The organism is Streptococcus mitis (assembly GCF_047463435.1).
GTDB lineage: Bacteria > Bacillota > Bacilli > Lactobacillales > Streptococcaceae > Streptococcus > Streptococcus mitis_DS.
This window is the reverse complement of sequence record NZ_JASHDW010000006.1, coordinates 131,766-143,097: the sequence shown is the minus strand read 5'-3', so window position 1 is coordinate 143,097 and position 11,332 is coordinate 131,766. Positions and strand designations below refer to the sequence as shown.

General features: G+C 44.7%; 6 protein-coding genes. 5 read left to right on the top strand and 1 reads right to left on the bottom strand.

The genetic code is table 11. The annotated features are described in order from the left end of the window. Window positions 1-1,935: MiiA motif-containing surface protein (locus QM843_RS05425; protein ID WP_414399179.1), on the top strand; the 1,935-nt coding region annotated here is incomplete at its 5' end. A gap of 219 nt (window positions 1,936-2,154) precedes the next feature. Here QM843_RS05425 and QM843_RS05420 read toward each other — a convergent pair. Next, window positions 2,155-4,251 (bottom strand): GH92 family glycosyl hydrolase, encoded by a 2,097-nt coding sequence (locus QM843_RS05420; RefSeq protein ID WP_414304355.1) that lies wholly within the window; start codon window positions 4,249-4,251, stop codon window positions 2,155-2,157. Window positions 4,252-4,421: 170 nt separating this feature from the next. Here QM843_RS05420 and QM843_RS05415 point away from each other — a divergent pair, with 170 nt between their 5' ends. The 4 genes from QM843_RS05415 to QM843_RS05400 all read left to right on the top strand — a co-directional run bounded on the left by QM843_RS05415 (window position 4,422) and on the right by QM843_RS05400 (window position 11,273). Beyond that, entirely contained in the window at window positions 4,422-5,702 is a 1,281-nt protein-coding gene (locus tag QM843_RS05415; protein WP_414304356.1) for a glycoside hydrolase family 125 protein, read from the top strand. Between the two features lie 98 nt (window positions 5,703-5,800). Then, on the top strand, window positions 5,801-8,446 hold the full coding sequence (locus QM843_RS05410) for an alpha-mannosidase (protein WP_414304357.1): 2,646 nt from the start codon (window positions 5,801-5,803) through the stop codon (window positions 8,444-8,446). 83 nt (window positions 8,447-8,529) lie between these two features. Continuing rightward, window positions 8,530-9,399, top strand: a complete 870-nt coding sequence (locus QM843_RS05405; protein ID WP_049501978.1) for an ROK family protein — start codon at window positions 8,530-8,532, stop codon at window positions 9,397-9,399. After that, the gene (locus tag QM843_RS05400) at window positions 9,393-11,273 is read left to right on the top strand and encodes a beta-N-acetylhexosaminidase (protein ID WP_414304358.1); all 1,881 of its coding nucleotides are present in this window, start codon (window positions 9,393-9,395) and stop codon (window positions 11,271-11,273) included. Before QM843_RS05405 ends, QM843_RS05400 begins: the two co-directional genes overlap by 7 nt. The last annotated feature ends 59 nt before the right edge of the window (window positions 11,274-11,332 follow it).

Sequence of the window (11,332 nt, the reverse complement as noted above, 5' to 3'; positions counted from 1 at the left end):
ATTCCAGCGTCAGACTTGACTAAGTCAGAAGCGGATGCAGCTAAACCAAACGCAGGCAATGATATCGTTAAACCAGCGGACAAAACTGTAGTAGCTAACCCAGACAAACTTACAGATGCTGAGAAGACAGCGATTGAAGATAAGGTTAAAGCAGTCAACCCAGGTTCAACTGTAGTAGTGGACGATAAAGGCAATGCAACAGTTACAACTCCAGCAGGTAAGACAGCAGTAATTCCAGCGTCAGACTTGACTAAGTCAGCAGCAGACGCAGCTAAACCAAATGCAGGCAATGACATCGTTAAACCAGCGGATAAGACAGTAGTAGCAAATCCAGACAAACTTACAGATGCTGAGAAGAAAGCGATTGAAGATAAGGTTAAAGCAGTCAACCCAGGTTCAACTGTAGTAGTGGACGATAAAGGAAACGCGACAGTTACAACTCCAGCAGGTAAGACAGCGGTAATTCCAGCGTCAGACTTGACTAAGTCAGCAGCGGATGCAGCTAAACCAAATGCAGGTAACGATGTGAATACACCAGCAGCTAAAACTGTAGTAGCTAACCCAGATAAACTTACAGATGCTGAGAAGAAAGCGATTGAAGATAAGGTTAAAGCAGTCAACCCAGGTTCAACTGTAGTAGTGGATGATAAGGGTAATGCAACAGTTACAACTCCAGAAGGTAAGACAGCGGTGATTCCAGCAACTGATTTAGTGAAAACACAAGATGATATTACTAAAGAAAATGCAGGTAATGATGTAAATACACCAGCAGCTAAAACTGTAGTAGCAAATCCAGATGCTCTAACTTCAGAAGAGAAGAAAGCAATCGAAGATAAGGTTAAAGCAGTCAACCCAGGTTCAACTGTAGTAGTGGACGATAAGGGTAATGCAACAGTAGCTAAAGGTGATGGTACAGTTCTTAATATTCCAGCTTTAGATCTAGTTATTCCAGCAGATGATTTGGCAGATGCAGCTAAGAATACAGCTGTTAAAACTCCTGCTATTCGCACATTAGTAGCTGATAAGGAAAAATTAACAGATGCTGAAAAAGCAGCAGTTAAGAAAGCAATTGAAGCAGTAAATCCAGGAGTGACTGTAGTAGTAGACGATAAAGGGAACGCAACAGTCACATTAGATGGAAATACAGTATCAATTGCAAAAGACCAATTAGTGAAAACAGCAAGTGATGTAACAGCTAAGAATAGCGGAGATAACATCAACCTTGACTTCGAAAAAGAAACAGTAGCAGACCTCAATAACTTAACAGATGCAGAAAAAGAAGCTGCAAAAGCTAAGATTAAAGGAGCAAATGCTGATGTGGTAGAAGTTATCTTCGACAAAGCAGGAAATGCAACTGTTGTAACTAAAGATGGTAAAGTTTTAGCAATTGCCGCTGAAGATATCTTTAAACAACGTCCTTCAGCTCCAAACAATGGTGGAAATGGAACTTCTGGCAACAACGGAACAACTAACACTGATGCAAAAGTGGATAAAGCTAAGTTAGAAGGCGCTATTCGTCAATTAGATGAATTAATCATCAAAGAATCAGCTAAGCTTGATGCAGAAACTGCAAAAGAAGCGAATGACTTATTAGCAGATGCTAAGAAAGTATTTGCTAATGCAGACGCAAGTCAAGCAGAAGTAGATGCAATGGTTAAACGTATCGAAGACTTCATGGCGAAAGTTGCTCCATCAACTGATCATGCAACTCCAGCTAACGACCAAGTTGCTCAAACACCAGCTGTAGCTCCAGCTACAACTCAAGCAGCAGCTAATGCTAGCCAAGAAGCAGCAACAAATGCGCGTAAAGCAGCTAAAGAATTGCCAAATACAGGTACAGCAGATTCTACTGTAGCTATGGTAGCAGCTGCCGCAAGTGCATTACTTGGTCTTGGTCTTGCAGGCCGTCGTCGTAAAGAAGACGAAGAAGCTTAATTGGTAGATTGTTTGATACTTATCAGATGATAAATCCGATTTTTAAAGCTTATACTCTTCGAAAATCAAATTCAAACCACGTCAGCTTCACCTTGCCGTACTCAAGTACAGCCTTCGGCTAGCTTCCTAGTTTGCTCTTTGATTTTCATTGAGTATTAAACAAGTACCTCTCATAAGAAAATCTCCTAGCAGGAAAGTCTGCTAGGAGATTTTTGCATTTCAGGAAGTGGACGGCTGACTTGGCAACCAGCTGAGGGTGAAGGTCAGTTGCTCAGCTTTCAAGAGGTCTTGGTGTTGAATGCTAGATACTGAGGTTTTGTCCAGTCGGCACTCTTTGACAAAGTTGAAGTGGCTGTGGTTTTGCTCAGTATGAATATCTAGCCATTTATTTTCTTTAGCTAGGTAGATACGGAGGTGGTCAAAGAGAGGAATTCCGAGGTCATAGCTTGGTTTGCCTGGACAGGTCGGATAGAATCCGAGAGCCGACCAGATGTACCAGGCCGAGAGACTACCATTGTCTTCATCGCCGGGATAGGCTTGCCAGCTTGGGTGAAAGGCTTTCTGACGCAGCGTCTTGATGAGAAGGGCGGTGTAGTCAGGGTAGTCGCTGTAACGGAAGAGATAAGGAATGTGGAAGCTCGGTTGGTTGGAAATAGCGACTTGTCCAAAAGGAGCAGTAGCCATCTCGCTCATTTCATGAATCTCGTAACCATAGCCAGTCGTCTCAAAGAGGGGAGCCTCTTGACAGGCTTTCGAAAGATAGTGACTAAAGGCTTCTTTTCCGCCCATAAGCTGGATTAAGTCTGGGATGTCGTGGAGAACGCCTAAAGTTGCTTGGATAGCTGAACATTCGGCATAATCACGTCCCCAACTATAAGGAGAGAAGTCAGGGCGGAAGTTGCCTTGATTGTCTCGCGCTCGCATGTAACCTGTCTCAGCATCAAATAGATGGCGGTAATTTTGTGATGCAGCTTTGTAGTTTTCAGCGATTTTTATTTTCCCTAGTTTTTTGGCACAGCTGGCGATACAAAAGTCGCTATAGGCATAGTCAAGGGTGTGACTGACACTTTCGTGGTGGTCGGTAGAGAGGTAGCCTAGTTCTTGGTATTGGGCTAGTCCGTGGCGACCATTGATGCCGAGAGGATCGGCCTTGCTGGCTGTTTCGAGCATAGCTTGGAGGAGTTCTACTTCTAGGTCAGGGGTCATGTCCTTGCAGGCGCTATCTGCGATAATACCGTCTAAAAGTGTACCTGGCATCATCCCCCGTTCATCTGGAGCCAGCCATTTTGGAAGAAAACCAGTATCGCGGTAGCTATTGAGAAAGCCTTCTAAAAAGAGACGATAATACTCTGGTATGACAAGGGCAAAGAGGGGGAAGGTGGTGCGGAAGGTATCCCAGAAACCATTGTTGCTGAAGAGGACACCAGGCTTTACAGTTCCAGTAGCCAGATCTTTGTGGATGGCTTGTCCTGATTCATCAACCTCATAAAAAGTCTGAGGAAAGAGGAAGAGTCTGTAGAGACAGTGGTCAAAGAAGGTTCGGTCAGTCTCTCCTGTTTCTATAATGTCAAAACGATGGAGGAGATTTTCCCAGTTCGCTTGTGCACTTGATTTACAGCTGTCAAAGTCCTTTTGAGGTAGATTAAGCAGTGCTTGAGAAGGAGAGATGAAAGAAGTGGCTAGCTGAATTTCAGTATGGCTACTTGCTAAGTCAATTCGCCAGTCTCTCCCTTCCTGGCTGACAGCAAGAATACCCGTATTCATTTTCAGGGCAGTGAACAGTATCAGTGAATTTTTGTTGGTCTCAGTTTTTCCTTCTTGTCGCAGGGCAAGAGTTCGCTTATCTACTTGCTCCACGGTCAGCTCATCTGCTGCGTGAAGATAGAGGGAGAGGGTTTTGCCTTGCTTTTGCTCCAAACGAATAGAAGCACCGTAGCAAGTCGGTGTGAACTGGGTTTCAATCTGATAGCGCAGGGAGAAAATCTTCAGATAATGAGGTTGGAAAGAGGCTTTTTCGATATCATAGGAAGACTGGCGGTGAAAGACGCAGTCTCCACCTAGATGGCCTGTGACAGGTGTCAGAAGGAGCCAAGAGTAGTCCCCAATCCAAGGACTGGGCTGGTGGGTCAATCGAATCCCCTGAAAGATAGGCAGATGCGGATCGAAAAACCAAGCTCCCTCCCGGTCACTGGTCTGGGGCACAAAGTAATTCATCCCAAAAGGAACTCCTGTGTATGGCAGGGTATTTCCCCGAGAGAAGGCATGCTTGCTAGCAGTTCCAAAGCGGGTATCGATGGTTTCAAGTAGTGGTTTCATAGTCTTTCCTTTAGCTGTTTTTCTACATTATATCAGAAAAAGAGGGCCTTTAGAAAAGGAGCTTCAAAGATAACTATTTTGTAGAAAAATGACTATCATTTGTGTATGTATTTTCTGTCTCAAAAGCTATATACTGAAAATGAAACTTGTTTGAAAGAGGATACTGCACGATGATTTATTCAAAAGAAATTGTTCGAGAATGGCTAGATGAAGTGGCAGAGCGGGCTAAGGACCATCCAGAGTGGGTGGATGTTTTCGAGCGTTGCTACACCGACACCTTGGACAATACGGTTGAAATCCTAGAAGATGGTTCAACTTTTGTCTTGACTGGGGATATTCCTGCTATGTGGCTTCGAGATTCGACAGCCCAACTCAGACCTTACCTGCATGTGGCTAAAAGGGATGCCCTCTTGCGTCAGACCATCTCAGGTTTGGTCAAACGTCAGATGACCTTGGTACTCAAGGATCCTTATGCCAATTCCTTCAACATCGAGGAAAACTGGAAGGGGCACCACGAGACAGACCATACCGACCTCAATGGCTGGATTTGGGAGCGCAAGTATGAGGTGGATTCGCTTTGCTATCCTTTGCAGTTGGCTTATCTCCTCTGGAAAGAGACTGGTGAGACTAGTCAGTTTGATGAGACTTTTGTTGAAGCGACTAAGGAGATTCTTCATCTGTGGACGGTAGAACAAGACCACAAGAACTCTCCTTATCGTTTTGTCCGAGATACGGACCGTAAGGAAGATACACTTGTAAATGATGGCTTTGGACCTGACTTTGCAGTAACAGGCATGACCTGGTCAGCTTTTCGTCCGAGTGATGACTGCTGTCAGTATAGTTACTTGATTCCGTCCAATATGTTTGCTGTAGTAGTCTTGGGTTATGTCCAAGAAATCTTTGCAGCATTAAACCTAGCTGATAGCTCGAGCATTATCACAGATGCTAAGCGTCTCCAGTCTGAAATCCAAGAAGGAATTGAAAACTACGCCTACACAACCAACAGCAAGGGCGAAAAGATTTATGCCTTTGAAGTGGATGGTCTAGGAAATGCCAGCATCATGGATGATCCAAACGTACCAAGTTTGTTGGCTGCACCTTATCTGGGCTACTGCGACATTGACGACGAAGTCTATCAAGCCACTCGTCGTACCATTTTGAGCCCTGAAAATCCATATTTCTACCAAGGAGAATACGCTAGCGGTCTCGGAAGTTCTCATACCTTCTATCGCTATATCTGGCCCATCGCCCTTTCTATCCAAGGCTTGACAACAAGAGATAAGGCAGAGAAAAAATTCTTGCTGGATCAGCTGGTTGCTTGCGATGGTGGTACAGGTGTTATGCATGAAAGCTTCCACGTAGATGACCCAACTCTCTACTCTCGTGAATGGTTTTCTTGGGCCAACATGATGTTCTGTGAATTGGTCTTGGATTACTTGGATATCCGCTAAGGAACACGCTTAAAAGCAATTGATTCTTGGAAAGAATCACAAATTTACATTTAAAACGTTAACAATAAAAATTTAAATTTAGAATGAGGTTTTACTTCATGGAAAATGTTGTCGTACATATTATCTCACATAGTCACTGGGACCGTGAGTGGTACTTACCTTTTGAAAGCCACCGTATGCAGTTGGTGGAATTATTTGACAATCTCTTTGATCTCTTTGAAAATGACCCTGAGTTCAAGAGCTTCCACTTGGATGGCCAAACCATTGTCCTTGATGACTACTTGGAGATTCGCCCTGAGAATCGCGACAAAGTCCAACGATATATTGACGAAGGCAAACTTAAAATTGGTCCTTTTTACATCTTGCAAGATGATTACTTGATTTCAAGTGAAGCCAATGTCCGCAATACCTTGATTGGTCAAGCAGAATGTGCAAAATGGGGCAAATCTACTCAGATTGGTTACTTCCCAGATACCTTTGGAAATATGGGACAAGCGCCTCAAATCCTACAAAAATCAGGCATTCACGTGGCAGCCTTTGGTCGTGGTGTGAAGCCGATTGGATTTGACAACCAAGTCCTCGAAGATGAGCAGTTTACTTCCCAGTTTTCAGAAATGTACTGGCAGGGTGCGGACGGAAGTCGTGTCCTCGGTATCCTCTTTGCCAACTGGTACAGTAACGGGAATGAAATCCCAGTTGATAAAGAAGAGGCCTTGACCTTCTGGAAACAAAAATTGTCAGATGTGCGTGCCTACGCTTCGACTAACCAATGGTTGATGATGAACGGCTGTGACCACCAGCCTGTACAGAAAAATCTGAGTGAAGCCATTCGTGTGGCAAATGAACTCTTCCCAGATGTGACCTTTGTTCACAGTTCTTTTGATGAATATGTCCAAGCTGTGGAAAGTGCCCTACCAGAGCAGTTATCAACGGTTACAGGTGAGTTGACCAGTCAGGAAACAGACGGCTGGTATACACTTGCCAACACTTCTTCATCTCGTATTTATCTCAAACAATCCTTCCAAGAAAATAGCAACCTCCTAGAGCAAGTAGTGGAGCCACTAACTATCATCACTGGTGGTCATAACCACAAGGACCAGTTGACCTATGCTTGGAAAACTCTTTTGCAAAATGCGCCGCATGATAGTATCTGTGGCTGTAGCGTGGACGAAGTTCACCGCGAAATGGAAACTCGTTTTGCCAAGGTTAATCAAGTCGGAAACTTTGTTAAGAGCAACCTGCTCAACGAGTGGAAGGGTAAAATCGCTACAGCTAAAGCTCAAAGTGACTATCTCTTTACTGTCATTAATACAGGCTTGCATGATAAGGTCGATACTGTCAGCACAGTGATTGATGTTGCGACTTGTGATTTCAAGGAATTGCATCCAACAGAAGGCTACAAGAAGATGGCTGCTCTTACCTTGCCAAGTTACCATGTGGAGGACTTGGATGGGCGTCCTGTAGAGGCTAAAATTGAAGACCTCGGAGCTAATTTTGAGTACGATTTACCAAAAGACAAGTTCCGCCAAGCTCGTATCGCCCGACAAGTGCGCGTGACCATTCCAGTTCACCTAGCGCCGCTTTCTTGGACAACCTTCCAATTGCTGGAAGGAGAACAAGAACACCGCGACGGTATTTACCAAAACGGAGTGATTGATACGCCATTTGTAACGGTTAGTGTGGATGACAATATCACAGTTTATGATAAGACAACTCACGAAGCCTATGAAGATTTTATCCGCTTCGAAGACCGTGGGGATATCGGAAACGAGTATATCTATTTCCAACCAAAAGGAACAGAGCCAATCTTTGCAGAGCTGAAAGGCTATGAGGTCTTGGAAAACACAGCTCGCTATGCTAAGATTTTGCTCAAACATGAATTGGCCGTGCCTGTCAGCGCGGATGAAAAGCTAGAAGAAGAGCAAAAAGGCATCATCGAGTTTATGAAGCGTGAAGCTGGACGTTCAGAAGAATTGACAAGCATTCCTCTTGAAACAGAGCTGACTGTCTTCGTTGATAATCCACAAATCCGTTGCAAGACTCGCTTTACCAACACTGCCAAAGACCACCGTATCCGCCTCTTGGTCAAGACTCATAACACGCGTCCAAGCAATGATTCTGAAAGCATCTATGAGGTGGTGACACGACCAAACAAACCAGCTGCTTCATGGGAAAATCCTGAAAATCCTCAACACCAACAAGCCTTTGTCAGTCTGTATGACGATGAAAAAGGGGTGACTGTATCCAACAAGGGATTAAATGAATACGAAATCCTTGGAGACGACACCATTGCAGTGACTATTTTGCGTGCATCAGGTGAGCTAGGTGACTGGGGTTACTTCCCAACACCAGAAGCTCAATGCTTGCGTGAGTTTGAAGTTGAGTTTGCGCTTGAATGCCACCAAGCCCAAGAACGCTTCTCAGCTTTCCGTCGTGCTAAGGCCTTGCAGACACCATTTACCAGCCTTCAGCTTGCTAGACAGGAAGGAAGCGTGGCTGCGACTGGTAGCCTCTTGAGCCATTCCGTTCTCAGCATACCGCAAATCTGTCCAACAGCCTTTAAGGTAGCTGAAAATGAAGAAGGCTATGTTCTTCGTTACTACAATATGTGTAGTGAAAATGTACGTGTACCGGAAAGTCAACATCTATTCCTTGACCTACTTGAACGACCATACCCAGTTCATAGAGGACTCATTTCACCACAAGAGATTCGTACAGAATTCCTCAAAAAAGAAGAAATTTAATTTCAAAAAGTAAACATAAAAAGAAAGGAGGGGCGAAAAAGTAAGGACTAACTGCTGATTCGCCCCTTTTTATGGTAAAAACAATGACCATTGCAACGATTGATATCGGAGGGACTGGAATTAAGTTTGCCAGTCTGACTCCTGATGGGAAAATACTGGATAAGACAAGCATTCCAACGCCAGAAAGTTTGGAGGACTTACTAGCTTGGCTAGATCAACGTTTGTCAGAGCAGGATTATAGCGGGATTGCTATGAGCGTTCCAGGCGCGGTCAATCAAGAGACAGGTGTGATTGATGGCTTCAGTGCAGTACCCTACATTCACGGATTTTCTTGGTATGAGGCGCTTAGCTCTTATCAGATTCCTGTCCATCTGGAAAATGATGCCAACTGCGTTGGACTCAGTGAATTACTGGCTCATCCAGAACTTGAAAATGCAGCCTGTGTCGTGATTGGGACAGGGATTGGCGGAGCCATGATTATCAATGGTAGACTTCATCGAGGTCGCCACGGTCTGGGTGGAGAATTTGGCTACATGACAACTCTTGCCCCTGCTGAAAAGCTCAACAACTGGTCGCAATTAGCGTCAACTGGGAATATGGTACGCTACGTGATTGAAAAATCTGGTCAGACTGACTGGGACGGTCGCAAAATTTACCAAGAAGCCGAAGCAGGAAATGCCCTTTGTCAAGAAGCCATTGAGCGGATGAATCGTAATTTGGCGCAAGGCTTGCTCAATATCCAGTATCTCATCGATCCAGATGTCATCAGTCTGGGAGGCTCTATCAGTCAAAATCCAGATTTTATTCAAGGGGTCAAAAAAGCTGTAGATGACTTTGTTGATACCTACGAAGAATACACGGTCACACCCGTCATCCAAGCCTGCACCTATCATGCAGATGCCAATCTCTACGGTGCCCTTGTCAACTGGTTACAGGAGGAAAATCAATGGTAAGATTTACAGGAATTAGCAGTAAACAACATCAAGCTATAGAGTTGCTTCAAAAGCACATTTCTCTACCAGATGTCGAAGTAGCTGTCGCCCAATCTGACCAAGCCTCTATCTCTATCAAGGGTGAGGGTGGACACTATCAACTAACCTATCGCAAACCTCACCAACTCTATCGCGCCTTGTCCTTGTTGGTAACAGCTCTAGCAGAAGGTGATAAAGTAGAGATTAAGGAGAAGGCGGCTTATGAAGATTTAGCCTACATGGCTGACTGTTCTCGAAATGCGGTGCTGAATGTGGCTTCTGCCAAGCAGATGATTGAGGTCTTAGCTCTCATGGGCTACTCAACTTTTGAGCTCTACATGGAAGACACTTACCAGATTGAAGGGCAGCCTTACTTTGGCTATTTCCGTGGAGCCTACTCAGCTGAGGAATTGCAGGAAATTGAAACCTATGCCCAGCAGTTTGACATGATCTTTGTGCCATGTATCCAGACCTTGGCTCACTTGTCAGCCTTCGTCAAATGGGGTGTCAAAGAAGTCCAGGAGCTCCGTGATGTGGAGGATATCCTTCTTATCGGCGAAGAAAAGGTTTATGACCTGATTGATGGTATGTTTGCTACTCTGTCTAAACTACAAACTCGCAAGGTCAATATCGGGATGGACGAAGCCCACTTGGTTGGTTTGGGACGCTACTTGATTCTGAACGGTGTTGTGGATCGTAGTCTCCTCATGTGCCAACACTTGGAGCGCGTGCTGGATATTGCAGACAAATATGGTTTCCACTGCCAGATGTGGAGCGATATGTTCTTTAAACTTATGTCAGTAGATGGGCAGTACGACCGTGATGTGGAAATTCCAGAAGAAACTCGTGTCTACCTAGACCGTCTCAAAGATCGTGTGACCTTGGTTTACTGGGACTATTATCAGGATAGCGAGGAAAAATACAATCGCAACTTCCGCAACCATCACAAGATTAGCCATGACCTTGCATTTGCAGGAGGTGCTTGGAAGTGGATTGGTTTCACACCCAATAACCATTTCAGCCGTCTAGTAGCTACTGAGGCTAATAAAGCCTGCCGTGCCAATGAGATAAAAGAAGTCATTGTAACGGGTTGGGGGGATAATGGTGGGGAAACAGCCCAATTCTCTATCCTACCAAGCTTGCAAATCTGGGCAGAACTCAGCTATCGCAATGACCTAGACCGTTTGTCTGCTCACTTCCAAACCAATACTGGTCTATCGGTTGAAGATTTTATGCAGATTGACCTTGCCAACCTTTTACCAGACCTACCAGGTAATCTCAGTGGCATCAATCCCAACCGCTATGTCTTTTATCAGGATGTTCTCTGTCCGATCCTTGACCGACACATGACACCTGAACAGGACAAGCCGCACTTCGCTCAGGCTGCTGAGACGCTTGCTGATATTAAAGAAAAAGCTGGCAACTATGCCTATCTCTTTGAAACTCAGGCTCAGTTGAATGCTATTTTAAGTAGCAAAGTCGATGTGGGACGGCGCATTCGTCAGGCTTACCAAACGGATGATAAAGAAAGTCTGCAAGAAATCGCAAGACAAGAATTACCAGAACTCAGAAGCCAAATCGAAGACTTCCATGCGCTCTTTAGTTACCAATGGTTGAAGGAAAACAAGGTCTTTGGCTTGGATACAGTTGACATCCGTATGGGCGGACTCTTGCAACGCATTAAGCGAGCAGAAAGCCGTATCGAAGCTTATCTGGCTGGTCAGCTGGACCGCATCGATGAGTTAGAAGTGGAAATTCTGCCATTTACTGACTTCTACGCAGACAAGGACTTCGCAGCCACAACAGCCAACCAGTGGCATACCATTGCGACAGCTTCGACGATTTATACAACTTAAAAACAAGAACACCTTGCTTGGCGCAGGGTGTTTCGCGTGAAACATCCCTTTCTTAAAAA

Excerpts from the sequence above, each read along its gene's own strand:
- QM843_RS05420 (WP_414304355.1), bottom strand. The coding sequence starts at position 4,251 with ATGAAACCACTACTTGAAACCATCGATACCCGCTTTGGAACTGCTAGC.
- QM843_RS05415 (WP_414304356.1), top strand. The coding sequence starts at position 4,422 with ATGATTTATTCAAAAGAAATTGTTCGAGAATGGCTAGATGAAGTGGCA.
- QM843_RS05410 (WP_414304357.1), top strand. The coding sequence starts at position 5,801 with ATGGAAAATGTTGTCGTACATATTATCTCACATAGTCACTGGGACCGT.
- QM843_RS05405 (WP_049501978.1), top strand. The coding sequence starts at position 8,530 with ATGACCATTGCAACGATTGATATCGGAGGGACTGGAATTAAGTTTGCC.
- QM843_RS05400 (WP_414304358.1), top strand. The coding sequence starts at position 9,393 with ATGGTAAGATTTACAGGAATTAGCAGTAAACAACATCAAGCTATAGAG.